The sequence below is a fragment of the Pseudomonas sp. FP2196 genome (genome assembly GCF_030687715.1).
Lineage (GTDB): Bacteria > Pseudomonadota > Gammaproteobacteria > Pseudomonadales > Pseudomonadaceae > Aquipseudomonas.
This window is the reverse complement of the sequence record NZ_CP117445.1, coordinates 90503-116898: the sequence shown is the minus strand read 5'-3', so window position 1 is coordinate 116898 and position 26396 is coordinate 90503. Positions and strand designations below refer to the sequence as shown.

Sequence of the window (26396 nt, the reverse complement as noted above, 5' to 3'; positions counted from 1 at the left end):
GCACCATATAGGTGCAGACAGGTACAGTTTGCTCGATTTTGACCCGTACACCCCATTTAAACAGTTAACTGGTCACTCACAATACAGTTGAACTGTATCTAGAGAGACTGGGCAAACGAGAGGATCATGGGCACCAGTCAAACCACTACCTGATCCCGCCACAAGCGGAAGGATGTCAACCATGGAACGTACACTCAGTTCCGAACTGTTCTTCGAAGACAAAGCTGTAAACACCCAGGCTTCCCTGCCTCTGCGCGTTATTGCCAACCTGATGTTGTGGCAGCGCCGCATCTCCAGCCGCCACCAACTGGCTCGTCTGGATTCGCGTCTGCTGGCTGACGCCGGTATCAGCGAAGCACAACGCTACGAAGAGCTGAGCAAGCCGTTCTGGCGCTAAGTAGCGTCGCTGGCTCTGGTCGTCAGGCCCTCCGCCAGCAACCCGAATTGAACAAACAAAACCCGTCGCGGGAAACCGCGACGGGTTTTGTCGTTTCAGGGCCGTGAAAACCCAAACAAGTACAGTCAGATAGAAACAAAAATCAACCAGTACAATTTTAACGCGCCACTCAAGTCTGTTCATGAACACGTCATTCGTCACAACGCTTTCCTCGTTCGCACCACCCGGCCTAATATCAACGTAGAACGTGGCGAATGCTGTGCAACTGGCGTCTGACTCCTCAGATACCGGGCCACCTCTCAACTCGGTTCATCCACAGGAGTTCCACCATGTCCCGTCTTCGTCTGCTCAGCGCTGCCGCCCTGCTGGCCGTGGCTGCCAACGCCAGCGCCACCAGTTTCATCGTGACTACCGACGCTGTCGTCGGTGCCCTGAAGTCCTCGTCCGATGCCACTTCCGACGTTACTTCGTCCTTCCGTGACGACAAAATTGTGCTTGCTGCCCGTGACGACGCTGCCAGCTTCGTCGCCAGCCAAGGCGATATTCGTGGTGTGAAACTGGAAAGCGCACTGGATCACATCCGTCGTCAGGCGCCACAGTTGCAAGCTACCGATGCTCAGTTGGCTCAGGCCATTCTGACGATCTAAGCGATCGCGGTATCGCGGGACACACCGGTCGTGTCCCGATGTTTCGACGCTGGCTCTAGAACAGGCATTGCGCTAGCCTTGCGGCTCGCCAACCGTTACCGAGTCCCATGCGTTTTCTTCAAAATCTGCTTTTCCCATCTGTATTGTTAACTGCCTGCTGGACGACGTCGGTCGATGCCTTCGATATGTCGACACAGAACACCGTCGTCAGCGTTTGGGCGACCGGCATGGTGTCTTCCGCGCCTTTCGACCGTAAACTGCTGCTCGCCGCTCACGATGATGCGGCAGTGTTTGTTGCCAGTGACGGAGAACTGCGAGGCGCTCGACTGGAATCCGCGCTGCACTACCTGCGTAAAACCCGGCCGAAACTTCATGTAAGCGACCTTGAACTGGCGCAAGCAATTCTCGTCCAATAGCTATCTTTGTCCTTCCGGAGTCGTTCCATGCGTAGCCCGCTGATTGCTGCCGCCCTTGGCCTGTTTTTGTTGGCCGACGTGGCCCAGGCGCACACCCTGGTAGCCACCAGTAACATCATCGTTCGTGCCTCCCAGCGCACTATCGATTTCACCTCCGACACCACCACATCGATTCGCGACTCGAAAATCATCCGCGAAGCCCACGACGACGCCGCCAGTTTCGTTGCCAGCAACGGTGATATCCGTGGCGCGCATCTGGAAGCCGCGCTCAACACCTTGCGTACACGCGTGCCGGAAGCGCGTGACGCCAGTGATCAGGTACTCGCCGAAGCCATCCTCGCACTGTGAAGTCACTCGGCGCCTGGCTACTGGCCGGGGCGTTGTTGCTGCTTGGCAACAACGCCCACGCCGGCCTGCAATTACGGCTCAAGACCGACGGTCTGACGCCCGCCCAACAACAGGCCAGTCAGGCGCTGATCGATGAAGCCATGCAGGCATTGCCGCCGAGCTTCATCGAGCGGCTGGATCGGCGCATCGATGTCGGCTGGACCGATGATATGCCCGGCAATGCCTATGGCCAGGCCACGCTGGTCGCTGAACTTGATCTGAACCGCAAATTGCTCGCCAGTCTCACCGATGGCAGCGCGGCCAAAGAAAAAACCAATCGCCCCCACGGCACTGTGCGTCAGGAACTGCTCGCCACGGTGCTGCACGAAATCACCCACATTTATGACCGCGCGCGTTTGTGGCCGAGTGCCGAACGCACGCTGATCCAGCGTTGCACCCGGCGTTTCAACAGCGCCGGGCTGATCGGCATCCCCGATGAATGCCGCGGCCAGAACGGCCGCCGCTTTACCCTCAGCGATGATCCGCGTCTGCTCGACCTCGCCGGTTGGCAGCAATACGTCGGCCGTCGTGGCGAGCGTGAGCAACACAACCGGCAGATCGCCCGTAGCCCGGATCTGTACGAGATCTCCAGCCCGAAAGAGTTTGTCGCGGTCAACATGGAGTATTTCCTCCTCGACCCGAGCTACGCCTGCCGGCGTCCGGCGCTGTATCAGTATTACAAGGAGCACTTCGGCTGGGCGCCGTCAGCCAAGGACACTTGCAGCAAGACGTTCGCCTTCCTCAATGCCGGCAACGACTTCGCCAAACAGCCGTTGGGCCAAGTCGATCCCGAACGTGTCTACGCCGTAGATTACTTGCTGGCCGAGGCCAATCAGAACTGGGTCAGTCGTTGGGGCCACAGCATGTTGCGTCTGGTGATCTGCGCACCCGGTCGGCCGCGCGGCCCGGATTGCCGGCTCGATCTGGATCAGCATCTGGTGCTGTCGTATCGCGCCTTCGTGGGTGATGTGCAGTTGTCGAGTTGGGACGGATTGGTCGGAAAATACCCGTCGCGACTGTTCGTCCTGCCGTTGGCCCAAGTGATCGACGAATACACCAAGACCGAACTGCGCAGCCTCGCCTCGGTGCCGCTGAACCTGTCACGCAGCGAGATCGAAGGCGTGGTCGAACACGCCGCCGAGATGCATTGGAGCTACGACGGCAACTACTTCTTCCTGTCCAACAACTGCGCGGTGGAAGGCCTGAAACTGTTGCGTAGCGGCAGCAACAACGCCCAGCTCACCGGCCTGGACAGCATCATGCCCAACGGATTGCTGGAAGTGCTCAAGGGCCGGGGGCTGGCTGATACCAGCGTGCTGGATGATCCGAAAGAGGCGCTGCGTCTGGGTTATCGATTCGACTCCTTCCGCGATCGCTATCAGGCGATGTTCGACGTATTGAAGAAGCAATTGCCGATCAAACAGAACACTGTTGAAGAATGGCTTTCGTTGACCGCCGAACAACGCCGTGAATGGTTCGACCGTGCCGACCTGCGCACTAGCGCTGCACTGTTGCTGCTCGAGCAAGCGAGTTATCGCCGACAGTTGCTGCTGGCACAGGATGAGGTCAAGCAGCGTTACCTCGGTGCACGCGAGCTGGAAAACGGCGGGATGGACAAGGCCAACGCGACCTTGCAGGAAATCCTCGCCAACAGCGGCTTCCTCAGTCGTCCAGCTGAACTGCTTGATTCCAAGGGTTACGGTTTGCCGCAACCGAGCGAATTCAGCCGACTGGAAGCGGAAAGCAGCCAACGGCAGAAAAAGCTGTTGGCACTGTCCGGCGATCTGGACACGGAGGTGCGTAAGCTACTGGAGCCCAAGCGCGCTGCCGAGATTGCCGCCAGTGAGACCAACGTGAAACAGATTGGCGAGCATTTGCGCAAACTGCACAAAGCCTCGGGCGGGCTGGAGTTGCCCTGAAACGAAAGATCGCAGCCTGGGCTGCGATCTTTTTTATAGGCTGTGAATCAGTACAAAACCCCATCCAGAATTTCATAAACGATCCCGGTACCCACCGCGATCAGCACGATGTCGCCCCCGGCCCGGCGCCATTCGTAACCCGGATAGACCGGCAAACGACCTAACGCACGACCATCCAGGCGCTCACCGTAATAACCGTGCGGCAATGGCCGGCCACGTTCAAGATGGATGCCCGGCGGTGGCGGTGCTCCGCGCACGAAGTAGCCGTGATTGTCGCGAATGGTCTGGCGCACCGGGCCGAAGTCGCGCGGTGGCGGACCACCACGGTGGTCGTTCTGCGGGCCACGGTGGTCGTCACCGCGATTGTCCCCACGGTTATCGTAGTGGCCCTGTTGCGGGCCGCCGCGGTCATGATCATCGCGCTGATCGGCACTGGCCAGCAGCGGAGTCGCGCTGATCATCAGTACACCCAATCCGGCAATCAGACGTTTCGGCATTTTCATTCGGTCTTTCCTCACTGCACTGACAGCAAAAAGGGCTTCAGAACGTAGTCCTGAAGCCCTCGATCTTGCTCATTTAGTCTGTGTCGCGAGGTGCTAATTCCTCTGTATCAGGAACTTTACCTTCAGCTGACGCGGGCCTTACGCACGCCTTCGGATAGCGCCGAGCACAGGCTCAACACGCCGTCGATGGCTTGATCCGGCGTAGTGGCGTTGGCAATGTGATCGATCAGAGCCGAACCCACCACCACACCGTCGGCCAAGCGTGCGATGGACGCCGCTTGCTCCGGTGTACGGATGCCGAAGCCGATGCTGATAGGCAGATCGGTATGGCGGCGCAGACGGGTCACTGCCTCTTCGACATGCTCCAGCGTCGCCGCACCGGCACCGGTCACACCGGCCACTGATACGTAGTAAACAAAACCGGAACTGCCGTTGAGCACCTTTGGCAGACGTGCGTCGTCGGTGGTCGGCGTGGTCAGGCGAATGAAATCCAGACCGGCAGCCTGGGCCGGGTCGCAGAGCTCTTCGTTGTGCTCTGGCGGCATGTCGACGACGATCAGGCCATCAACGCCAGCGTCTTTGGCTTCAGCGATGAAACGCTCAACGCCAAACTTGTGAATCGGGTTGAAATAACCCATCAGCACCAGCGGGGTGTCGCTGTTGTCCTCGCGGAATTCGCGAACCATTTGCAGGGTTTTCGCCAGATTCTGCTTGGCGCCCAGCGCCCGGATGTTGGCCAGTTGAATCGCCGGGCCGTCAGCCATCGGGTCGGTGAACGGCATGCCCAGCTCAATCACGTCGGCACCGGCCTTCGGCAAGCCCTTGAGGATCGCCAGCGAAGTGTCGTAGTCCGGATCACCGGCGGTGACGAAGGTCACCAGCGCGGCACGATTCTGTTGTTTGAGTTCGGCAAAACGGGTTTGCAGGCGGCTCATCAGTGTTTCTCCTGCTTGGACTGTTCCATGTGGTGCATCACGGTCTGCATGTCTTTGTCGCCACGGCCAGACAGGTTGACCACCATCAGGTGATCCTTCGGCAGTTTCGGTGCGCGTTTGAACACTTCAGCCAGAGCGTGGGCGCTTTCCAGTGCAGGAATGATCCCTTCCAGACGGCAGCATTTGTGGAACGCCTCGAGGGCTTCGTCGTCGGTCACCGAGGTGTACTGGACGCGGCCGATGTCATGCAACCAGGCGTGTTCCGGGCCGATGCCCGGGTAATCGAGACCGGCGGAAATCGAGTGGGCGTCGATGATCTGGCCATCGTCGTCCTGCAACAGGAAGGTGCGGTTGCCGTGCAACACACCCGGCACACCGCCGTTGAGGCTGGCTGCGTGTTTACCGGTTTCGATACCGTAACCGGCGGCTTCGACGCCGATGATTTCAACGCTTTTGTCGTCGAGGAACGGGTGGAACAGGCCCATGGCGTTGGAACCACCCCCGATGCACGCCACCAGGCTGTCAGGCAGACGACCTTCCTGAGCTTGCAACTGGTCACGGGTTTCCTTGCCGATCACGGCCTGGAAGTCGCGAACCATTGCCGGATACGGGTGCGGGCCGGCCACGGTGCCGATCAGGTAGAAAGTGCTGTCGACGTTGGTCACCCAGTCACGCAGCGCTTCGTTCATCGCATCTTTCAGGGTGCCGGTGCCGGCAACCACCGGGATCACCTCGGCGCCCAGCAACTTCATGCGGAATACGTTGGCCTGCTGACGCTCGATGTCAGTGGTGCCCATGTAGATCACACAGTCCAGACCGAAGCGCGCAGCCACGGTGGCAGTCGCCACACCGTGCATGCCGGCGCCGGTTTCGGCGATGATGCGTTTTTTGCCCATGCGCCGCGCCAGCAGGATCTGGCCGATGCAATTGTTGATCTTGTGCGCGCCGGTGTGGTTCAGCTCTTCGCGCTTGAGGTAGATCTTGGCGCCGCCGCAAAACTCGGTCAGGCGCTCAGCGAAGTACAGCGGGCTCGGACGTCCGACGTAGTCACGCTGGAAGTAGGCCAATTCTTCTTTGAATGCAGGATCATCTTTGGCCGTTTCGTATTCCCGGGCCAGATCGAGGATCAACGGCATCAGGGTTTCAGCGACGTAGCGGCCACCGAACGAACCGAACAGGCCGTTGGCGTCAGGGCCGTTACGCAGATCGGAGTTGTGCGAAGTCTGGGTCATGGTGTGCTCCAGGAGAATTCGGGTCAAAAGACAATGACGACCACTCTACCCCTGACCTTCTAAGCTGAAAACCGATAAGATCGCCGCAACCTGTCAGGAAAACTCACAGATACCATGAGCCACGACCTTCCCCCGCTGAATGCCCTGCGCGCCTTCGAAGCCACTGCCCGGCTGAACAGCGTCAGTCAGGCCGCCGAACAGCTGCACGTCACCCATGGCGCAGTGAGTCGACAGCTGAAAGTGCTGGAAGAACACCTTGGCGTCAGTCTGTTCGTCAAGGATGGACGCGGCTTGAAACTCACAGATGCCGGCGTGCGACTACGCGATGCCAGTGGCGAAGCGTTTGACCGGTTGCGCAGTGTTTGTGCGGAGCTGACGCAAAGCACCGCCGATGCGCCGTTCGTGCTCGGTTGCTCGGGGAGTCTGCTGGCGCGCTGGTTTATTCCGCGACTGGGTCGGCTGAACGCTGATCTGCCGGATTTGCGCCTGCACCTGTCGGCAGGAGAAGGCGATCTCGATCCGAGGCGTCCGGGTCTGGATGCTCTGCTGCTGTTTGCCGAACCGCCATGGCCGGCGGACATGCAGGTGTATGAATTGGCTGCCGAACGCATCGGCCCAGTGCTGAGCCCGCTGTTCAGCGGCTATCAACGCCTGCAAACGGCGTCTGCCGAGGCGTTACTCAACGAACCGCTCTTGCACACGACATCCCGTCCGCAAGCCTGGCCAAGCTGGGCACAACAAAGCCACCTCCACGCCAAAGCGTTGAAGCTCGGACAAGGTTTTGAACATTTGTATTATTTGCTGGAAGCAGCGGTTGCAGGTCTCGGGGTGGCAATCGCACCAGAGCCACTGGTCACCGAGGATCTGAAGGCGGGTCGCCTGGTTGCGCCGTGGGGCTTCTGTGAAACCCCGGCGCAACTGGCATTGTGGCTACCCAAGCGCGCCGCAGACGGGCGCGCCCGGCAACTGGCGCAATGGCTCAAGAATGAACTGCGCCAGAGCGATCATTCGCCGCGCTTGAACAGCAAGTAAGCCGCGAGCAGACCCAGTGCACCGACCGCCACACCGGCAGTCGTCCATGGATGTTCCTGAGCGTAATCGCGGGTGGCGATCCCGGTCTCACGGGTTTTCACTTTGACTTCTTCATAGGCATCGCTGAGCAGGTGACGCGAATGTTTCAGCGCACTTTCAGCATTGCTTTTCAGCGCCTTGAGGGTTTTGCGCGACTCGTCGGAAGCATCGTCTTTGAGGCCTTCCAACGACTTGAGCAGACTCTCGATCTCCGCTTCCATGCTTTGCAATGAGGCTTTACGTAAAGAGGTGTTGGCCATGGTGGCTCTCCTGCATTGGTGATGAGTGGCGTGTGTTGGTTGGGACTTCAACGGTTTGAGAAAGTGCAGAAAATCTGAACTTCGCCTGCACTGGAGCACCGAAATCAACAGTGCAATTCACTGCTAGTCTCAAATCCACACGCCAAGGAGATCGCCATGAGTGACCATCACACGTACAAGAAAGTCGAGCTGGTCGGTTCGTCTGCCACCAGCATCGAAGACGCCATCAACAACGCGTTGGCTGAAGCCAACAAGAGCATCAAGCACCTTGAATGGTTTGAAGTGACCGAGACCCGCGGCCACATCAAGGACGGCAAGGCGGCGCACTTTCAAGTGACTTTGAAAGTCGGGTTTCGCATCGCCAGTAGCTGAGTTTGGTCTACGCTTCTGAACTTGCGCGCTGGCCGAGTGCCATAGGAATGGCAAAGCGCTACAGGGTGAGCGCATCGGGTGGATGACCCGATGCCCGCCTTTATTAATCCGACCAGGGAGTGCGACCGATGAAGAAGTTCATATTGGCAGTAGGTTTGTTGAGCCTTGCGGGTGGTGCGTTTGCTGCCGGCAAGCCTTGTGAAGAGCTGAAAAGCGAGATTGCGGCGAAGCTGGATGCCAAGGGCGTTTCCGGGTATTCGCTGGAGATTGTTGATAAGGGCGCAGCCGCTGGTGGCGAGGTCGTTGGCACCTGCGAAGGTGGCACCAAGGAAATCGTCTACAAGCGCGGTTGATCGCGCCTGAAATGCAAAAGCCGACGTGAATGCGTCGGCTTTTTTATGCACGATGATGCCCCACGGGCCGAGTCAGCCCTTCATGACCTGCGCCAGCAGTTCGTACGAATGCAAGCGATCAGCGTGCTCATACAGGTCACAGGTAAAGATCAACTCATCCGCCTGGGTCTGCTCGACCAGCACCTCCAGCTTGGCGCGGATCTTCTGTGGACTGCCGACCATCGCCAGACCGAGGAAGTCACCTACCGCCTCACGTTCATGGGGCAGCCACAGGCCGTCCATGGTTTTCACGGGCGGACGTTGCACCAGGCTTTGCCCACGCATCAGCGCGAGGATTCGCTGGTACACCGAGGTCGCCAGATAATCGGCCTGCTCGTCGGTATCGGCTGCCACCAATGGCACACCGAGCATCACGTACGGCTTGTCCAGCACCGCCGACGGCTTGAAGTGATTGCGATAGACACGGATCGCCTCGTGCATGAAGCGCGGGGCGAAATGCGAGGCAAAGGCGTAGGGCAAACCGCGCTCACCGGCCAGTTGCGCACTGAACAGGCTGGAACCGAGCAGCCAGATCGGCACATGGGTGCCGGTGCCCGGCATCGCGATCACCCGTTGATCCGGCGTGCGCGGGCCAAGGAAGCGCGCCAGTTCGGCAACGTCTTCAGGGAAATCGTCGGCACTACCGGAACGCTCACGGCGCAGGGCTCGGGCGGTCATTTGATCGGAACCCGGCGCGCGGCCCAGACCGAGATCGATCCGCCCCGGATACAGGCTTTCAAGGGTGCCGAACTGCTCGGCGATCACCAGCGGCGCGTGGTTGGGCAGCATGACGCCGCCCGAACCGACGCGAATCGTCGATGTACCACCGGCCAGATAACCCAGCAGCACCGAGGTCGCGGAACTGGCGATGCCGTCCATGTTGTGGTGCTCAGCTACCCAAAACCGCGTGTAGCCTAATTTCTCGACATGCTGCGCCAAGTCCAGGGAATTGCGCAAAGACTGCGCCGGGCTGCCGTTTTCTCGCACCGGAACCAGATCGAGGGTAGAAAATTTTACGTCCGAGAGTTGCTTCATAAACCTGCTTCTCCGAGTGAGGAGGCAGGTTTTTCTTGCGAACGAAAACCTGCCGAATCCATAAGCGTGTTTTGTGCAATGTGGGCATATACCCGAATTTCAATAGCACAGGCGAAATTTCCTACTAAAAAAGTCAACCATTCAGATGAGCTGAACTTTGTTCCGGCGTCTATCCTCAGAAGCCTTGCAAGCAAAAACCACGATGGCGCGGCGTTCCGCACCAGATCTTGAGGAGGCAGACATGGCTATTGTTAAGAAAGCATCCGCACATTGGGCAGGTGATCTGAAAACCGGCATCGGCTCGATTTCCACCGAGACCGGCGTCCTCAGAGAAGCCCCCTACGGCTTCAAGGCCCGCTTCGAGGGTGGTAAGGGCACCAACCCGGAAGAACTGATCGGCGCAGCCCATGCCGGTTGTTTCTCCATGGCGTTTTCAATGATTCTCGGCGATGCCGGCCTGAAGGCCGACAGCATTGACACGAATGCTGAAGTGACCCTCGACCAAGTGGACGGTGGGTTTGCGATCACTGCGGTGAAGCTGATCCTCAAGGCGAAAATTCCGGGGGCGACTCAGGCGCAGTTTGAAGAGCTGAGCAACAAGGCCAAGGAAGGGTGCCCGGTGTCCAAGGTTCTGAACGCCAAGATCACTCTTGAGGCATCGTTGGTCAGCTGATTTTCCAAGGCGCGATTCAGGCGTTGGCAGCACCGACGCCTTCGCGAGCAGGCTCGCTCCCACATTCGATCTCCAGCGGACACATTTTCTGTGAACAACCGGGATCCCTTGTGGGAGCGAGCCTGCTCGCGAAAGCGATCCGCCATTCGCCACAAAGCTCAAGGTGTGAGCGAAGTCAGAACCTGCTCGGTGAAAGTGTGGTCGAATAAGTCACAGCAGCTTCAGCGCACACCCGTGCGCGCTGCCTCAAGGAGCTACATTGATGAAACGTATTGGCTTGGCGATCCTCTGCAGTGCACTGGCCACATCGGTTTTCGCCGCACCCAAAGACTGCGAAGAACTCAGGAAAGAGATCGAGGTAAAGATCCAGGCTAAAGCCGTGCCGTCCTACACGCTGGAAATCGTCACCAAGGAAGAAGCCGCAAAACACGACATCGCCATGGTTGTCGGTTCTTGCGAGAACGGCACCAAAGCAATCGTCTATCAAAAGAACAACGACTGATCTTGCTCAGGGCACGCAGTTGACCTGACGCTCTTCGGCTACGATCTGCCCCTGGCGATTGATCAACCGGGCGCTTGGCGTGAACGCCAGCGACCGCGCCTCAAGCCTATAACGTTGCCCGGCTTCGAAATGGTCATAACGCAGGGTCATGTAACACAACCGCTCCTGCGGATCGGTATCCATGCCCTGCCCACCGCCGAATATCTCGAAGTCAAAGCGAACCGTCAGCTCATGGCTGCCCGGCGCGACCTGGAAAAACCGCCCGTCCTGCAGGCGCACATTATCCAGCCGCTCGGCCATCAGCACCTTGCCGCCGGGCGTGGGCATGGCAAAGTCGACCCAGGCTTTGCCGGGGTCGGCCGCCGGCATCGGGCTCTGGCAACCAGCAACCACACTTGCAGCAAGCAACAGCGTCAACCTGCGCATGATCAATGTCCTTTGAATTGGACATCCAGCATAACGCCGATCAGGTTTTCTGACAGCCAGCCGGAATGCCCTGACCCACGACCTTGCGCTGCTCGTCATAGAGCTTGGCCCAAGGCCTGAATCCGATACTGCCGGCCTGCAACTGATAACGCTGGCCAGCGTTGAAGTCCTTGAATTTGACGTTCAACTGGCAATCGCGCCAAAGCGGCTCGGCGTCGGGGCCGATGTTGGTCGCCTCCACCGGAAACTGATAACGCACCTTCAGTTCATGACTGCCGGGCTGCACCTCGAAGTAACGTTTGTCGACGGCAGCCTTGCTGTCGACCTGCAGCGCTTGCAGCGCCGCGTCCTGTTGCCTGGCATTCAGATCAATCCAGGCTTGCGAAGGGTCAGGATCGGGCATTCCGAATCCGGCACAACCGGCCAGCGTCAGCAGGCCTCCTGTCAGCATCAACGTGCGCATAGCGAAGCTCCAATGGGCGGGATAGTCTTGCGGGCAGACTTTCCAGGGATTTCTTATTTTGATCAGGCCGCTTCCAAGCCATCGGTTACTTGATCGCGTTTTTCGGATTTTGTTTCCGGGTGTGATGCTTTTGTTGCTCAACGGTTGTTCCAGCGTCAGCTATTACAGCCAATTGGCCGGTGGTCAGTTGCAATTGCTGCGGGCGCGGGAACCGGTGGCCGAGGTGATCGCCGACCCGAATCGCGATGCGAAACTGCGCACGCGTCTGGCCCATTCGCAAAAGGCCCGGGCCTTCGCCAGCGAGCAACTGCATCTGCCGAATAACCAGAGCTATCGCTTGTACGCCGACATCGGCCGGCCGTTTGTGGTGTGGAACGTCTTCGCCACCCAGGAATTTTCCCTGACCCCGCAAAACCATTGCTTCCCGATTGCCGGGTGCGTGGCTTATCGCGGCTACTACAGCCAAAGCGCGGCGCGGGGCGAAGCGGCGATTCAGCGTTTGCAGGGGATGGACGTGTCGATAGGTGGCGTCGAGGCCTATTCGACGCTGGGCTGGTTCGACGACCCAATCCTCAATTCGATGATGGGCTGGGGTGACGAACGCCTGACCACGCTGATCTTTCATGAACTGGCGCATCAGCGCTTTTATGTGAAGGACGACACTGAGTTCAACGAGTCTTTCGCCACGTTTGTCGAGCAGGAAGGCACGCGGCAGTGGCGCGCGTTTCGTGGGTTGCCACCGGACACCGATTCAAAGCTCAAGCAGCGTGATCAGTTCATCGAGCTGGTGCTGAATACGCGCTCACGCCTGGAAAAACTCTATGCCCAGCCGCTGCCGGTCGAACAGATGCGTGAGCGCAAAGCGGCGCAGTTCGAGGAGTTTCGCCGGGATTATCGGCTGATACGAGACAGTCAGTGGGCCGGGGACAAGCGTTATGACGCCTGGGTCAAGGCGCCACTGAACAATGCCCGGCTGTTGCCGTTTGGGCTGTATGACCAATGGGTGCCGGCGTTTGCTGCTTTGTTCAGGCAGGTCGGGGGGGATTGGGTGAGGTTTTATGCGGAGGTCGAGCGGTTGGGGGGGCTCCCTGTCGCAGAGCGCAAAGCGGCATTGAAAGCGCTCACAGAGGCTAAGTCCTTCAGTGGCTGAACTGGCCTCATCGCTGGCAAGCCAGCTCCCACAGGTGAACGGGACGCTCAGGTTCACATGGATCCTTGTGGGAGCTGGCTTGCCAGCAATGGCGTATTGACTAGCGCCGCAAAAACGCCTGATGCAACTCGGCCAGCGTTTCAAAGTGGAAGGTCGGCGCTTCGGCATTCAACTCTTCAAAACTGCCAAACCCATACCCCACCGCCGCCGCATCCAGCCCGTTGCTGCGCGCGCCGATCAAGTCATGCTTGCGATCGCCAATCATCAGCGTATTCGCCGGATCCAGCCCTTCCTCGGCCATCAGATGAGCAATCAGCTCAACCTTGTTGGTCCGCGTGCCATCCAGCTCACTGCCGTAAATCACCTTGAAGTGCCGTGCAAAGTCGAAATGCCGGGCGATCTCGCGGGCGAAGACCCACGGCTTGGACGTCGCGATATATAGCGCTCGCCCCTGGCCGCTGAGGGTTTCCAGCAACGGCGTTACACCCTCGAACACTTGGTTCTCATACAGACCGGTGACCCTGAAGCGCTCACGATAGAAATTCACCGCCTCCCACGCCTTGGCCTCGTCAAACCCATAAAACTGCATGAACGCCTGCAACAGCGGTGGGCCGATGAAGTGTTCCAGTTTGGTCAGATCCGGCTCGTCGATGCCGAGTTTGCCCAAGGCGAACTGGATGGAACGGGTGATGCCCTCACGCGGGTCAGTCAAGGTGCCATCGAGGTCGAACAGTACGGTCTGGTAATGCATGAGAAATCCTGAGCAGGTGTAAGTCGATTCAGAGCTGGTCGTAGCCTTCGGCCAGGTGCAGGTCCTTGAGCTTCACGTAGTTCGCCGCGCTGTAGGTGAAGAAGGCGTTTTCCTTTTCGGTCAACGCACGGACCTGTTTCACCGGGCTACCCACGTACAGAAAACCGCTTTCCAGGCGTTTGCCCGGCGGCACCAGGCTGCCGGCGCCGATGATCACGTCGTCTTCGACCACCGCGCCGTCCATGACGATGCTGCCCATGCCGATCAGCACGCGGCTGCCTACCGTGCAGCCGTGGAGCATGACTTTGTGGGCGATGGTTACATCGTCGCCGATCAGCAGCGGAAAGCCGTCCGGGTTGAAAGGGCCGGCGTGGGTGATGTGCAACACACAGCCGTCCTGCACGCTGGTGCGCGCACCGATGCGGATACGGTGCATGTCGCCACGGATGACGGTCAGCGGCCAGACGGAGCTGTCTTCGCCGATTTCGACGTCGCCGATCACCACCGCCGAGGCGTCGACAAACGCGCCTTTGCTCAACTGCGGGGTGTGATTCTGGTATTTGCGAAGGGACACGATTAGTTCTCTCTCTGTCGCCGATAGCTGCGGTGAGTGTCGATTGTAATTAAGATGGGCGCATGTTTCTTCCAGCCAAGGTGCCAACCGTGAGCGTGAACAACCCTCTTCTGCAGTCCTACGACCTGCCGCCGTTCTCCACGATCCGTGCCGAACATGTCCTGCCAGCGATCGAAACCATCCTCGCCGACAACCGCGCCGCCATCGCCGACATCCTCAAGAGCCAAGGTCAGAACCCTACCTGGGCCGGCCTGGTGCTGGCGATGGATGAACTCAATGATCGCCTCGGTGCGGCATGGAGCCCGGTCAGCCACCTCAACGCCGTGTGCAACAGTGCCGAGCTGCGTGAAGCCTACGAGTCGTGCCTGCCGGCCCTGAGCGCCTACTCCACCGAGATGGGCCAGAACCGCGAACTGTTCCAGGCGTATGAAGCCTTGGCCAACAGCCCGGAAGCCGCCGGTTTCGATGTGGCGCAAAAAACCATTCTGGAACACGCCCTGCGCGATTTCCGCCTGTCAGGTATCGACCTGCCTGAAGCCGATCAGAAGCGCTACGCCGAAGTGCAAAGCAAACTGTCCGAGCTGGGCAGCCGTTTCTCCAATCAACTGCTCGACGCCACTCAGGCCTGGACCAAGCACGTCACCGACGAAGCCGCCCTCGCCGGCCTGACCGATTCGGCCAAGGCGCAAATGACCGCCGCTGCACAGGCCAAAGGCCTTGATGGCTGGCTGATCACCCTGGAATTCCCGAGCTATTACGCGGTGATGACCTACGCCCAGGACCGTGCGCTGCGCGAAGAAGTCTACGCCGCCTACTGCACCCGCGCCTCGGATCAAGGCCCGAATGCCGGCCAGAACGACAATACCCCGGTGATGGAAGAGATTCTGGATCTGCGTCAGGAACTGGCCAGACTGTTGGGTTTTGCCAGCTTCTCCGAGCTGAGCCTGGCGACCAAAATGGCCGAGTCCAGCGATCAGGTGCTGAGCTTCCTGCGGGATCTGGCCAAGCGCAGCAAACCGTTCGCCGCACAGGATCTGCAACAGCTGCGCGCCTACGCCGCCGAACAGGGCTGCGCCGATCTGCAAAGCTGGGACAGCGGTTTCTACGGGGAAAAACTCCGCGAACAACGCTACAGCGTCGCCCAGGAAACCCTGCGCGCCTACTTCCCGATCGACAAAGTGCTGGGCGGTCTGTTCGCCATCGTTCAACGCCTGTACGGCATAGAGATCGCTGAACAAAAAGGCTTCGACACCTGGCACCCGGATGTCCGTCTGTTCGAAATCAAGGAAAACGGCCAGCACGTCGGCCGCTTCTTCTTCGACCTGTATGCCCGCGCCAACAAGCGTGGCGGTGCGTGGATGGACGGCGCCCGCGACCGTCGCCGCACCGTCGACGGCGTGCTGCAAAGCCCGGTGGCCAACCTGGTGTGCAACTTCACCCCGGCCGACAGCGGCAAGCCCGCGCTGCTGACCCACGATGAAGTCACCACCCTGTTCCACGAATTCGGTCATGGCCTGCATCACCTGCTGACCCGCGTTGATCACGCCGGCGTTTCGGGCATCAACGGCGTGGCGTGGGACGCGGTCGAGCTGCCGAGCCAGTTCATGGAAAACTGGTGCTGGGAGCCGGAAGGCCTGGCACTGATTTCCGGTCACTACGAAACCGGCGAGCCACTGCCACAGGATCTGCTGGAAAAAATGCTCGCGGCGAAAAACTTCCAGTCCGGCCTGATGATGGTTCGGCAACTGGAATTCTCGCTGTTCGACTTCGAACTGCACGCCACACACGGCGATGGCCGCAGCGTATTGCAGGTGCTGGAAGGTGTGCGTGACGAGGTTTCGGTGATGCGCCCACCGGCCTACAACCGCTTCCCGAACAGCTTCGCGCACATCTTTGCCGGAGGTTACGCAGCGGGTTACTACAGCTACAAGTGGGCGGAAGTGCTGTCGGCCGATGCGTTCTCGAAGTTCGAAGAGGACGGCGTGCTCAACGCTGAAACCGGTCGCGCCTTCCGCGAAGCGATTCTGGCGCGCGGCGGTTCGCAGGCACCGATGGTGCTGTTCGTCGACTTCCGTGGTCGTGAGCCTTCAATTGACGCACTCTTGCGCCATAGCGGCCTGAGTGAGGACGCGGCAGCATGAGTGAGGCGCCTGTGATTACCAAGAAGCGCTTTATCGCCGGGGCGGTCTGCCCGGCGTGCAGCGAGCCGGACAAGTTGATGATGTGGAACGAGGACAGTGTGCCGCACCGCGAATGCGTGGCCTGCGGTTACTCCGACACGCTGAACGAGCAAGGGCTTTCGGTTCCAAAAGAGCTGGGCACGCGGGTCAACACCAGCGCGCTCAAGCCACCGCCGGACAAGAAGGTTCAGGCGGTGCAGTTCTTCCCCAACCCCAAGCTTGCGAAAAAGCCTGACCCGCAACAATGAGTCACTGCCACCTTCCGTCGCTAGGCGGTGGAAGGTGGTAACTATCTACCGCCCTTATCCCGCTCTTCCTGCTTAGGCTGGCCCTTTCAGCCGCGCCTCAAGGAAGACGCCATGCCTGACACCAATCCGCTGTTACAAAACTGGACCCTGCCCCCGTGGTCGGCGATTCGCGCCGAGCATCTGCTCCCGGCCATCAACGTGATCGTTGCCGAAAACCGCCAGATCATTGCGCAAGTGATCACCAGCCAGACCGAACATCCTGGCTGGGACGATCTGGTGGTTGCCATTGATGAGGCCGATGCTCGTCTGGAGGAAGCCATAGGCGTCATTGAAACCCTCTCGACCGTCAAACCCGATGATATCGACTGGCTCAGGGAAAGCTCGCTGTGCAGCCTTGTCGCGGCCCAGTACAAGGCCGACAAGGCCGCTAACCTGGCGCTCTACCGTGTTTATCAACGTCTGGCGAAGAGTTCGGTGGCGGCGAGTTTCGATGATCAGCGCAAAGCCTCGCTGGCGAAGATTCTGCGCAAATTCCGTTTGTCCGGTATCGAATTACCGCCTGCACAGCAGCAAAAACTCACCCGCCTGAACCGCGACATCAAAAGTATGGAGCAACTGTTTAAAAGCAATCTGGAGCTGGCAAACGGCGCATGGAGCAAGCGCATCGACGACGTCGCGCAGCTTCAAGGCCTGTCTGCCGCGGCAAAGGCGCGTCTGGCCCTCAATGCCAAACAGGCAGGACACGACGGCTGGCTGCTCACGCTGGATCAAAACACGTACCGGCAAATCTTGACCCATGCACAGGACCGGGCGCTGCGCGAGGCGTATTTCACTGCCTGGTTTTCCCGGGCGTCCGACCAGGGCCCCCGGGCGGACAAACTCGATAACGATCCGGTGCTGACCGTACTGGTCGCCTTGCGTCACGAGAAAGCCCGGTTATTGGGTTTCGAGAATTACGTCCAGTTACGCCTCGAAAATCGCATGGCATCGTCTCCTGAGCAGGTCGCTGCCTTTTTGCGTCAGCAAGTGGCTTTGAATAAACCGGCATTGCTGCGCGATACCCAAGCCCTGAAAGCGTTCGCACACACGATGGGGATTGCGGACGTACAGGCGTGGGATGAAGACTTTCTTGCCGAGCAACTACGCGTTCAGCAATTGAACGGTGCGCTGAAAGGCTTGCGGCAATACTTCCCGCTTGATGGCACCTTGCGTCGGCTCTGTCAGTTCAGCGAGCGCCTGTTCGGGATCAGCATCGTCGAGCAGACGACGCTCAGCCACTGGCACCAAGATGTAAGGCTCTTTGAGGTCAGCGAGCACGGGCAGGTGATCGGGTATATCTACTTTGATCCCTATCACCGTGAAGAGGATGCCGACTACGCGTTCACCACTGTCCTGCGCATTCGCCGAATCAATGCCGAGGGACGGCCATCACTGCCGATCGTCCGTCTTTATAGCAACTTCACGGCTGCCACCGACGAGCATCCCTGCCTGCTCTCTCACGAAAATCTGCGGGTGCTGTTCCACGAATTCGGCCACTGTCTGCAGCATGTTCTGACGCGATCGCCCCATCGCAACCTGGCGGGTATTTCCCAACTGGGGCGCGATACCGCCGAATTCGCCGGGCAGTTGTTCGAACACTTTTGCCTGTCGCCCTCGTTTCTGTTGTGGCTGGCGGCTCATTACCAGAGTGGCGAACAGCTGACTGAGGCTCGGGTCAACACTGCGCTGGCTGCCATTGGTGCCCACACCAGTCGCACAACCGCAATGTTGCTGATGACGGCGCTGTTCGATCTGCAAATTCATTGCAGTCACGGCGATAGCCGCAGCATCGAACAAGTGTTCAAGGATGTGCAGCGTGAAGTTTCTCACCTGCAACTGTCGGGATATCGGCGTTTCGCCAATGGTTTTGACTACCTGGTGACCGGTTATGAGGCATCGGTCTACGCCTACAAGTGGTCTGGCGTATTGGCCTCCGAAGTGTTCGAACGGTTTCAGCGTGACGGGGTGTTCGACCCGCAAACGGGTCGGGATTTTCGCGAAGCGTTCTTCGCCCCCGGCGACTCACGCTCGTTACTGAAAGCGCTGGAAACCTTTCTCGACCGGCCGATCAACGCAGCGCTTTTTGCGACCACGACCGATTAAGTGGTTCGATCATTTCAAATTGACCGTCTGGAACCAGCTCTTCATTGAGCAAGTTGCGAACGCGCTGGTACTGCAATCGCCGTTAGCCAGCGCGGTGCGCAACTTGTCGACATCGGCCTGCATCACGTAACGCACGCTGTCGCGAAAGTGCCCGCTCTCACCAAACCCGCCTTGGGTCATCTCGCTCAAGGCATCCTCTTTGCTCCAGCCCTGCACCACCACGCGATACATCGCGGCCATCAGACCGGTGCGATCGGAGCCATGTTTGCAATGCATCAACACCGCGCCATTGGCTTCGGCGCTCTCGATGGCGCGCAAGGTCTTGAGCACGTCGCTGTCGTCGACGTGGTTGGTGCGATAGGGCAACTGCACCTGATTGATGCCCGGTTCGGACAGCCAGTTGCTATCGGCGTCCGGCAGGAAGTTGATGACCGTGACCACCTTGAGATTCTTAAGCAACGGCACCACACCGCCATCAGGCAATGCGCTGCGGTAGAGGGTTGGCGACATCTGGAACAGGTTGTACTGCACTTCAACCGGTTGCGCCCATTCAGGCGGGCGAGAAACTGAACTGTCAGCCGCCTGAGCGGGCATCAAGTGCAGCAGGACAACAAGCGTCAAACACAAAGCTGGAAAGAGGCGCACTCGGGACATGCTGGGTTGACCGTATTGGCGTTGTTCAATGAGAGGAGTGCAGCTTCGATGTCTACCGGTCAAAGCACCGTGAGCCGCTTGTCAAAGAATCGTGAATCCACATTTCCCCAGCGTTCGCTTGACGAAATTTCTGTCTTTTTTCGCTTAATCGATTCATCTCGATGCTTAGGCTGCTACCATTTGTCACATCTTGTTGCAGGCGCGCCCCCCTTTTCCGGGTCAACCCCCCACGTCTCGACGAAAAATTCTGAAACCGTTCTCAGAAACGGCTGACAACCATCAATGCCTGATGAGGTGCACCCCCATGTCTGATGCAGATCGAGACAACCCGCGGCGTGAGTTTTTGCGCAAATCCCTGACCCTGATTCCAGTGGTGACCCTGGCGGGTACCGGTCTGGGCAGCAGCGTGCTGCACGCAGCGCCTGAAACCGCACCGGCCAAACCTGCCGCGCAACCGGCTCGCGCCGACGCAGGCATTTATCAGCCGAGCTATTTCACCGCCGAGGAATGGACATTCATCAATGCTGCCGTGACGCAGTTAATTCCCAACGATGCCCAAGGCCCGGGTGCGCTGGAAGCCGGTGTGCCGGAATACATTGATCGTCAGATGAACACGCCGTATGCCGCCGGTGCCCTTTGGTACATGCAGGGTCCGTTCAACGCCGACGCCGCACCGGAGATGGGCTGGCAGAGCAAACTGGTGCCCAAAGAGATCTATCGCTTGGGCATCGCCGCCACGGATCAGTGGGCAAAATCCCTCAACGGTAAAACATTTGCCGAGCAAGACAGCGCTACCCGAGACGATTTGCTCAAGCAACTCGAGGCCGGAAAAACGCAGTTCGATAGCGTCCCGGCGAAAATCTTCTTCAACCTGCTGCTGCAAAACACCAAGGAAGGGTTCTTCTGCGACCCGATCCACGGCGGCAATAAAGGCATGGTCGGCTGGACCATGATCGGCTTCCCCGGCGCCCGCGCCGATTTCATGGATTGGGTGGAACGCAACGAGCAATACCCCTTCCCGGCAGTTTCGATTCACGGCGAGAGGGCTTAAGGCATGGCGACGGTAATGAAGAAGGTCGATGCAGTCATCGTCGGGTTCGGCTGGACCGGCGCGATCATGGCCAAGGAGCTGACCGAAGCGGGTCTTAACGTGCTGGCGCTGGAGCGCGGGCCGATGCAGGACACCTACCCCGACGGCAACTATCCGCAGGTGATCGACGAACTCACCTACAGCGTGCGCAAAAAACTCTTTCAGGACATCTCCAAAGAAACCGTCACCATTCGCCATAGCGTCAACGACATTGCTCTGCCGAACCGCCAATTGGGCGCGTTCCTGCCGGGCAACGGCGTTGGCGGTGCCGGGCTGCATTGGTCGGGCGTGCACTTTCGCGTCGACCCGATCGAGTTGCGTATGCGCAGCCACTACGAAGAACGCTACGGCAAAAGCTTCATCCCCAAGGACATGACCATCCAGGACTTCGGCGTCAGCTATGAAGAACTGGAGCCGTTCTTCGATTACGCCGAAAAAGTCTTCGGCACCTCGGGTCAGGCATGGACTGTAAAGGGCCAACTGGTGGGCGAAGGTAAGGGCGGTAATCCCTATGCTCCGGATCGCTCAAACCATTTCCCTTTGGAAGCGCAGAAAAACACCGTTTCCGCACAGCTGTTTGGCAAAGCGGCCACAGAAGTCGGCTACAAACCCTACAACCTGCCTTCTGCGAATACTTCAGGCCCATACACAAACCCTTACGGCGCACAAATGGGACCGTGCAACTTCTGCGGATTTTGCAGCGGTTACGTTTGCTACATGTATTCCAAGGCTTCGCCAAACGTGAACATTCTGCCGGCGCTCAAGCCTTTGCCGAATTTCGAGCTGCGGCCCAACTCGCATGTACTTCGGGTCAACCTCGACAGCACGAAAACCAAAGCCACCGGCGTGACTTACATCGACGGTCAGGGGCGCGAGATCGAGCAACCGGCGGATCTGGTGATTCTTGGCGCCTTCCAGTTGCACAACGTACGGCTGATGCTGCTTTCCGGAATCGGCAAACCCTACGACCCGATCAGCGGCGAAGGTGTGGTCGGACGCAACTTCGCCTATCAGAACATGGCCACCATCAAGGCGTTCTTCGACAAGGACACCCACACCAACAACTTCATCGGTGCCGGCGGCAACGGTGTGGCGCTGGATGACTTCAACGCCGACAACTTCGACCATGGCCCGCACGGTTTCGTCGGCGGCTCGCCGATGTGGGTCAACCAGGCCGGTAGTCGACCGATTGCCGGTACCTCCAACCCGCCAGGCACGCCGGCCTGGGGTAGCGCGTGGAAACGCGCGACCGCCGATTACTACACCCATCAGGTGTCGATGGATGCCCACGGCGCGCATCAATCCTACAGAGGCAATTACCTCGATCTCGATCCGGTGTACCGCGATGCCTACGGCCTGCCGCTGCTGCGGATGACGTTCGACTGGCAGGAAAACGACATCAAGATGAACCGCTTCATGGTCGAGAAAATGGGCAAGGTCGCCGAAGCGATGGGCCCGAAAGCCATTGCGGTGATCGGCAAGAAAGTCGGCGATCACTTCAACACCGCGTCGTACCAGACCACCCACCTCAACGGCGGCGCGATCATGGGCACCGACCCGAAAACCAGTGCTCTGAACCGCTACTTGCAGAGCTGGGACGTACACAACGTGTTCGTGCCGGGGGCATCGGCGTTCCCGCAAGGCCTGGGTTACAACCCGACAGGGCTGGTGGCTGCGCTGACCTATTGGTCGGCGAAGGCGATCCGCGAGCAATACCTCAAAAACCCCGGCCCGCTGGTTCAGGCTTAAGGAGCGATGACCATGAAGAATTTTGTTATCGCGACCCTGGCCCTGCTCAGCAGCGCTACTTTGCAAGCGGCCGAAGTTGATCAATCCTTGATCAAACAGGGCGAATACCTCGCCCGCGCCGGCGACTGTGTGGCTTGTCACACCGCGAAGAACGGCAAGTCTTTCGCCGGTGGACTGCCGATGGAAACCCCGATCGGCACGATCTACTCGACCAACATCACCCCGGATAAAACCGGCGTCGGTGATTACAGCTTCGAGGAATTTGATCAGGCCGTGCGTCATGGCGTCGCCAAAAACGGTAGTACGTTGTACCCGGCGATGCCGTATCCGTCCTACGCCCGTGTCAGCGAAACCGACATGAAAGCGTTGTACGCGTACTTCATGCACGGCGTGGAACCGGTGGCGCAGGAGAACAAGGCCAGCGACATTCCCTGGCCGCTGAGCATGCGCTGGCCGCTGATGGGCTGGCGCTGGATGTTTGCGCCGAAGGTCGAGGACTACAAAGCCACGTCAGAGGATCCGGTGATCGACCGTGGCGCGTATCTGGTCGAAGGCCTCGGCCATTGCGGCGCCTGCCATACGCCGCGTGCCCTGACCATGCAGGAAAAATCCCTGAGCGCGACTGACGGCAAAACCTTTCTGGCCGGCAGTGCGCCGCTGGAAGGCTGGATAGCCAAAAGCCTGCGCGGTGATCACAAGGATGGCCTCGGTAGCTGGAGCGAAGAGCAACTGGTGCAATTCCTCAAGACCGGTCGCAGCGACCGCAGCGCGGTGTTCGGCGGCATGAGCGATGTGGTCACCCACAGCATGCAATACATGAACGACGCCGACCTGACCGCGATTGCCCGCTACCTCAAATCGTTGCCGGCCAATGATCCAAATGATCAGCCGCACCAATATGACGAGAAAGCCGCCAAGGCCCTGTGGAACGGTGACGACAGCCAACGCGGCGCGTCGGTGTATATCGACAACTGCGCAGCGTGCCACCGCACTGACGGCCACGGCTATACGCGGGTATTCCCGGCACTGGCAGGCAATCCGGTGCTGCAATCGGATGACCCGACTTCGTTGATTCACATTGTGCTCAAGGGCGGAACGTTGCCGGCGACCCACACCGCGCCATCGACCTTCACCATGCCCGGGTTTGCATGGCGTCTGTCGGATCAGGAAGTCGCGGACGTTGTGAGCTTCATTCGCGGAAGTTGGGGTAACAAGGGGGCGCCGGTGAAGGCTGCCGACGTCGAAAGCCTGCGCAAGAATGATATGCAGACCACTTCCGGGGATGATCTGGGGCAAGTCACTTCGCATTAAAGAGACCGGAATACCGCTGACATGGCATTAGTGCTTTTGCTGTGTCAGTGGGCAATTCATCGCTTTGACTGAAAGCCTTTGAATTGCGCAAAGGCATCAGCTAATTGCAGGTAAAGTTTTTTGTCGTATTTATCGACGTCACCATCGCCATCGCCGTCAACGACGTCTTCGGAAATCGAGTCATAACGTCCGTTGCCTTCCGACGAAGAGGCGAAAAGCGAATAGTCGTAGTCCATCATTTCAGTCGCGTCTTCATCGTAATGATAAAACGCGACCTCGGGATTTCCGTCTCGGTCCATATCCGCAATTTCCAGCAATATCCTGATAGTCATTGATCAAGTCCTTTCAGTTGATTGCGCTAAGTCAATCGGCAATCTGCCGCAGGTTTCTGGAAGTTAACAACAGGGGGAAATCCCGGTCTACTGTCAGACCTGACAGGGTGTATAGCCATACAGTCAGCAAACCTGATCCAGCCGTGCTGTAAATGCATACACCTGTCAACTCTGACAGTGGACGCTCGCTTTTAGGTTACTTAATGTGCAAAGGGACACAGATTCAATGACCCTTAATTTCGCGCTGGCATGGAGCACACAGAAATGAGCTACTCAGTGTTATATGAGTTCAGAGACACGGATGGGAACGGAACAGCTGAAGCAGTAATTTCCCGATACAACAATGGCGATGTTGTTAATTCAGCACCCAACGTAGTGGTCACGGCATACGCCAATACCGCCAACGGAAAATATGACATGGTCACCGGAGTCGACGACGTCGAGGGCGACGGCGACATTGATGAGGATGACGACTCCTATTACACCTTGGCAGCCGACCTCGCCTCTGCCTTGGTCGGTTTGAGTAACGTCGGTGCGGGCCGTCTTTACAGGTGCATACTTATCTCATTTGGAGAAAACACCTCAGGGAGCAAACTTGCCGACGTCAACATTGGCTTGTTTAATGTCGCGAACTCCGATTTGACTCGCCCGAATTCGGTCGTGACCGTCACAGGTTATGCCAAGGGGCTGTATACAAAAGTGCTGAGATCAACGGACGCAGACGGTGATGGCGATATTGATCTGGACGATGAGTTTATTTTCAGAAAAATTGCTGGCTCCTTTGCCTCAATGAGAGACTTTAAAGTTTGAAATAATCACTGAGAGAGTTGCTACCGTTTTGACGAAACAATGTCCGATAAAAAACCTGCGTGCATAAATCATGCAGGTTTTTTGCATTTATCTTCGTGTACGTTACGGATTAACGATACTTACATAAGCCTTGGCCAACGCCGCCAATTTGGCTTTGTCATCACCATCAATATCACCGTCGCCGTCCACATCCTTCTTGTCCGTGCGGACAGTGAAGGATTTGCCACGATCGGCGGATACCGCAACAACGTAAATCGAATCGACCAACGCCTCGGTCGACAGTTGATCCTCGGCATTCCAGCCCAGTTCCTTGCGGGCAAGTTGCATTGAAACAATCGTATTGGGTTCCGATGGACCCGGAAGCATCATTTGTAGAAAAACACCACGCTGATTGAAATATGACACTAGTAACATCCTTTTAAATAATCATCAGGCGTCAGTACCTGGAAGTTCCGAAGACTATATTTGCTAACTTGCCTTCACAATGGAGCATATGTTTCTCGTGTTGTCTCTTGTGCCATTTATATAAATCCGTCACAACCCGGGATAACCGAAATTGAGCATTTCCGTAATCCCCTGGTCGAACGGTACTGGATCGTAATGGGCCTGGTCGGATACTGTATGAACATACAGATACGAGGTTCGCTCCATGATCAGTCCTCTCCCCCCGCGCGGTCGCGGCACCGCCAGCAACCCGCACAACCGCTTCGCACCGAACCGCTCGGTGGCCGAGGACGACGGCTGGTATCAGGAAGTGCCCGAAACGCAGAACACCGAGGTGATGATCGAAACCGCAAAAACCATCATCACCCGCAACACCTCGCCTGACCTGCCGTTTGATCGCTCGATCAATCCCTATCGCGGCTGCGAGCATGGCTGCATCTATTGCTACGCACGGCCCAGTCACGCCTATTGGGACATGTCGCCGGGGCTGGACTTCGAAACGAAACTGATCGCCAAGACCAACGCTGCGCAGGTACTGGAAGAGCAGCTCGGGAAAAAAGGCTATCAATGCGCGCCGATCAATCTCGGTTCCAACACCGATCCGTATCAGCCGATCGAACGTGAACACAAGATCACCCGTCAGACCCTCGAAGTGCTGCTGCGCTATCGCCACCCGGTGACCATTGTCACCAAGGGCTCGTTGATCCTGCGCGACCTCGACTTGCTCACCGAACTGGCGCAACAGCGGCTGGTGGCGGTGATGATCAGCCTGACCACGCTGGACGATGAACTCAAACGTATTCTCGAGCCCCGTGCGGCGGCACCGAAAGCGCGGTTGCGCGCGATCCGGGTCATGCGCGAAGCGGGAATCCCGGTCGGCGTACTTTGTTCGCCGATGATTCCGATGATCAACGACAGTGAAATCGAAAACCTGCTGATCGAGGCCCAGGCCGCCGGAGCACAAAGTGCCGCGTACATGATGCTGCGCCTGCCGCTGGAAGTGGCGCCGCTGTTCGAAGAATGGTTGCAGGCGCACTACCCGCAACGGGCCGCTCATGTGCTGAGCCTGATCCGGCAGAGCCGCGGCGGTGAGCTCTACGACAGCCGTTTCGGCGCGCGGATGCGCGGCGAAGGGCCGTTTGCCGACCTGCTTGCGCAACGCTTTGCCAAAGCGATCAAGCGTCTCGGGATGAATCACCGCGAGGGCTACAACCTCGATTGCACAGCCTTCTGTCCGCCGGGTCGCCAGATGTCGTTGATTTAGCGACAATTGGCCTATGGTTGTGAGGTTGGAACCCTTCCGTCGAGACCGCCAGTCACGTTTTTTGTGA

The 26396-nt window shown here is 58.4% G+C and carries 31 protein-coding genes; 19 read left to right on the top strand and 12 right to left on the bottom strand.

The genetic code is table 11. The annotated features are described in order from the left end of the window. The first annotated feature begins 181 nt into the window (after positions 1–181). The 5 genes from PSH79_RS00575 to PSH79_RS00555 all read left to right on the top strand — a co-directional run bounded on the left by PSH79_RS00575 (position 182) and on the right by PSH79_RS00555 (position 3766). Complete coding sequence (locus PSH79_RS00575; protein WP_007911656.1) at positions 182–397, top strand: DUF1127 domain-containing protein; 216 nt, start codon at positions 182–184, stop codon at positions 395–397. 329 nt (positions 398–726) lie between these two features. Continuing rightward, positions 727–1044 carry a DUF2388 domain-containing protein gene (locus PSH79_RS00570; protein ID WP_305440730.1) on the top strand — a complete coding sequence of 106 codons (318 nt, stop codon included), beginning with the start codon at positions 727–729 and terminating at the stop codon, positions 1042–1044. Positions 1045–1151: 107 nt separating this feature from the next. Continuing rightward, positions 1152–1460 carry a DUF2388 domain-containing protein gene (locus PSH79_RS00565; RefSeq protein ID WP_187680755.1) on the top strand — a complete coding sequence of 103 codons (309 nt, stop codon included), beginning with the start codon at positions 1152–1154 and terminating at the stop codon, positions 1458–1460. Between the two features lie 27 nt (positions 1461–1487). After that, positions 1488–1808, top strand: a complete 321-nt coding sequence (locus PSH79_RS00560) for a DUF2388 domain-containing protein (RefSeq protein WP_034152281.1) — start codon at positions 1488–1490, stop codon at positions 1806–1808. After that, entirely contained in the window at positions 1805–3766 is a 1962-nt protein-coding gene (locus tag PSH79_RS00555) for a DUF4105 domain-containing protein (RefSeq protein WP_305440729.1), read from the top strand. Before PSH79_RS00560 ends, PSH79_RS00555 begins: the two co-directional genes overlap by 4 nt. A 47-nt stretch (positions 3767–3813) precedes the next feature. Here PSH79_RS00555 and PSH79_RS00550 read toward each other — a convergent pair whose 3' ends face one another. The 3 genes from PSH79_RS00550 to trpB form a co-directional block, all read right to left on the bottom strand. Then, on the bottom strand, positions 3814–4269 hold the full coding sequence (locus tag PSH79_RS00550; protein WP_305440728.1) for an anti-virulence regulator CigR family protein: 456 nt from the start codon (positions 4267–4269) through the stop codon (positions 3814–3816). 122 nt (positions 4270–4391) lie between these two features. Continuing rightward, complete coding sequence (gene trpA, locus PSH79_RS00545; RefSeq protein ID WP_305440727.1) at positions 4392–5204, bottom strand: tryptophan synthase subunit alpha; 813 nt, start codon at positions 5202–5204, stop codon at positions 4392–4394. Beyond that, entirely contained in the window at positions 5204–6436 is a 1233-nt protein-coding gene (gene trpB, locus PSH79_RS00540) for a tryptophan synthase subunit beta (protein WP_305440726.1), read from the bottom strand. Before trpB ends, trpA begins: the two co-directional genes overlap by 1 nt. Positions 6437–6550: 114 nt before the next feature. Between trpB and PSH79_RS00535 the strand changes: the two genes are divergently transcribed. After that, entirely contained in the window at positions 6551–7468 is a 918-nt protein-coding gene (locus PSH79_RS00535; RefSeq protein WP_305440725.1) for a LysR family transcriptional regulator, read from the top strand. On the opposite strand, the gene PSH79_RS00530 is transcribed toward PSH79_RS00535, so the two are convergent. Continuing rightward, positions 7441–7767, bottom strand: coding sequence for a YqjD family protein (locus PSH79_RS00530; protein WP_042556998.1), 327 nt, complete (start codon positions 7765–7767; stop codon positions 7441–7443). The two genes, PSH79_RS00535 and PSH79_RS00530, sit on opposite strands and share 28 nt — an antisense overlap. A gap of 156 nt (positions 7768–7923) precedes the next feature. On the opposite strand from PSH79_RS00530, the gene PSH79_RS00525 reads away from it, so the two are divergent. Then, a complete protein-coding gene (locus tag PSH79_RS00525) occupies positions 7924–8139 on the top strand; it encodes a dodecin (RefSeq protein WP_003187305.1) in 216 nt (71 codons plus the stop codon). 128 nt (positions 8140–8267) lie between these two features. Then, complete coding sequence (locus PSH79_RS00520) at positions 8268–8492, top strand: DUF1161 domain-containing protein (RefSeq protein ID WP_305440724.1); 225 nt, start codon at positions 8268–8270, stop codon at positions 8490–8492. Positions 8493–8564: 72 nt separating this feature from the next. Here the strand turns inward: PSH79_RS00520 and PSH79_RS00515 are convergent, their stop codons facing one another. Then, entirely contained in the window at positions 8565–9566 is a 1002-nt protein-coding gene (locus PSH79_RS00515) for an LLM class flavin-dependent oxidoreductase (protein WP_305440723.1), read from the bottom strand. 241 nt (positions 9567–9807) lie between these two features. Here PSH79_RS00515 and PSH79_RS00510 point away from each other — a divergent pair, with 241 nt between their 5' ends. Next, a complete protein-coding gene (locus tag PSH79_RS00510) occupies positions 9808–10239 on the top strand; it encodes an OsmC family protein (protein ID WP_064389763.1) in 432 nt (143 codons plus the stop codon). Between the two features lie 262 nt (positions 10240–10501). After that, on the top strand, positions 10502–10741 hold the full coding sequence (locus tag PSH79_RS00505) for a DUF1161 domain-containing protein (RefSeq protein WP_305440721.1): 240 nt from the start codon (positions 10502–10504) through the stop codon (positions 10739–10741). Between the two features lie 6 nt (positions 10742–10747). Here the strand turns inward: PSH79_RS00505 and PSH79_RS00500 are convergent, their stop codons facing one another. Together PSH79_RS00500 and PSH79_RS00495 are read right to left on the bottom strand one after the other, a co-directional pair. Further along, positions 10748–11167: a hypothetical protein gene (locus PSH79_RS00500; protein WP_305440720.1), complete on the bottom strand. Its 420-nt coding sequence runs from the start codon at positions 11165–11167 to the stop codon at positions 10748–10750. 40 nt (positions 11168–11207) lie between these two features. Next, positions 11208–11630 (bottom strand): hypothetical protein, encoded by a 423-nt coding sequence (locus tag PSH79_RS00495; RefSeq protein WP_305440719.1) that lies wholly within the window; start codon positions 11628–11630, stop codon positions 11208–11210. Positions 11631–11688: 58 nt separating this feature from the next. Here PSH79_RS00495 and PSH79_RS00490 point away from each other — a divergent pair, with 58 nt between their 5' ends. Next, a complete protein-coding gene (locus PSH79_RS00490; protein WP_305440718.1) occupies positions 11689–12780 on the top strand; it encodes an aminopeptidase in 1092 nt (363 codons plus the stop codon). 100 nt (positions 12781–12880) lie between these two features. Here the strand turns inward: PSH79_RS00490 and PSH79_RS00485 are convergent, their stop codons facing one another. Further along, a complete protein-coding gene (locus PSH79_RS00485; protein WP_305440717.1) occupies positions 12881–13531 on the bottom strand; it encodes an HAD family hydrolase in 651 nt (216 codons plus the stop codon). A 28-nt stretch (positions 13532–13559) separates the two neighbouring features. Continuing rightward, on the bottom strand, positions 13560–14105 hold the full coding sequence (locus PSH79_RS00480) for a gamma carbonic anhydrase family protein (protein ID WP_305440716.1): 546 nt from the start codon (positions 14103–14105) through the stop codon (positions 13560–13562). Between the two features lie 62 nt (positions 14106–14167). Between PSH79_RS00480 and prlC the strand changes: the two genes are divergently transcribed. The 3 genes from prlC to PSH79_RS00465 all read left to right on the top strand — a co-directional run bounded on the left by prlC (position 14168) and on the right by PSH79_RS00465 (position 18675). Further along, positions 14168–16246 carry an oligopeptidase A gene (prlC, locus tag PSH79_RS00475; RefSeq protein WP_305440715.1) on the top strand — a complete coding sequence of 693 codons (2079 nt, stop codon included), beginning with the start codon at positions 14168–14170 and terminating at the stop codon, positions 16244–16246. Next, on the top strand, positions 16243–16533 hold the full coding sequence (locus tag PSH79_RS00470; protein WP_305440714.1) for a YheV family putative zinc ribbon protein: 291 nt from the start codon (positions 16243–16245) through the stop codon (positions 16531–16533). The genes prlC and PSH79_RS00470 overlap by 4 nt, the downstream gene beginning before the upstream one ends. Positions 16534–16644: 111 nt before the next feature. Beyond that, positions 16645–18675, top strand: a complete 2031-nt coding sequence (locus PSH79_RS00465) for a M3 family metallopeptidase (protein ID WP_305440713.1) — start codon at positions 16645–16647, stop codon at positions 18673–18675. 9 nt (positions 18676–18684) lie between these two features. Here the strand turns inward: PSH79_RS00465 and PSH79_RS00460 are convergent, their stop codons facing one another. Beyond that, positions 18685–19329, bottom strand: coding sequence for a tyrosine-protein phosphatase (locus PSH79_RS00460; RefSeq protein WP_305440712.1), 645 nt, complete (start codon positions 19327–19329; stop codon positions 18685–18687). Positions 19330–19633: 304 nt separating this feature from the next. Here PSH79_RS00460 and PSH79_RS00455 point away from each other — a divergent pair, with 304 nt between their 5' ends. Genes PSH79_RS00455 through PSH79_RS00445 form a run of 3 tightly spaced genes read left to right on the top strand, consistent with a single transcriptional unit; the run spans position 19634 to position 23479 of the window. Next, positions 19634–20380 (top strand): gluconate 2-dehydrogenase subunit 3 family protein, encoded by a 747-nt coding sequence (locus PSH79_RS00455; protein WP_305440710.1) that lies wholly within the window; start codon positions 19634–19636, stop codon positions 20378–20380. Between the two features lie 3 nt (positions 20381–20383). Further along, positions 20384–22168: a GMC family oxidoreductase gene (locus PSH79_RS00450; protein WP_305440709.1), complete on the top strand. Its 1785-nt coding sequence runs from the start codon at positions 20384–20386 to the stop codon at positions 22166–22168. Between the two features lie 12 nt (positions 22169–22180). Beyond that, positions 22181–23479 carry a cytochrome c gene (locus PSH79_RS00445; protein WP_305440708.1) on the top strand — a complete coding sequence of 433 codons (1299 nt, stop codon included), beginning with the start codon at positions 22181–22183 and terminating at the stop codon, positions 23477–23479. A 56-nt stretch (positions 23480–23535) separates the two neighbouring features. On the opposite strand, the gene PSH79_RS00440 is transcribed toward PSH79_RS00445, so the two are convergent. Further along, the gene (locus tag PSH79_RS00440) at positions 23536–23811 is read right to left on the bottom strand and encodes a hypothetical protein (RefSeq protein ID WP_305440707.1); all 276 of its coding nucleotides are present in this window, start codon (positions 23809–23811) and stop codon (positions 23536–23538) included. A gap of 264 nt (positions 23812–24075) precedes the next feature. Here PSH79_RS00440 and PSH79_RS00435 point away from each other — a divergent pair, with 264 nt between their 5' ends. Next, positions 24076–24621 (top strand): hypothetical protein, encoded by a 546-nt coding sequence (locus tag PSH79_RS00435; protein ID WP_305440705.1) that lies wholly within the window; start codon positions 24076–24078, stop codon positions 24619–24621. A 102-nt stretch (positions 24622–24723) separates the two neighbouring features. Here the strand turns inward: PSH79_RS00435 and PSH79_RS00430 are convergent, their stop codons facing one another. Further along, positions 24724–25026: a hypothetical protein gene (locus tag PSH79_RS00430; RefSeq protein WP_305440704.1), complete on the bottom strand. Its 303-nt coding sequence runs from the start codon at positions 25024–25026 to the stop codon at positions 24724–24726. 244 nt (positions 25027–25270) lie between these two features. On the opposite strand from PSH79_RS00430, the gene PSH79_RS00425 reads away from it, so the two are divergent. Next, complete coding sequence (locus tag PSH79_RS00425; RefSeq protein ID WP_305440703.1) at positions 25271–26329, top strand: PA0069 family radical SAM protein; 1059 nt, start codon at positions 25271–25273, stop codon at positions 26327–26329. Positions 26330–26396 lie beyond the last annotated feature (67 nt).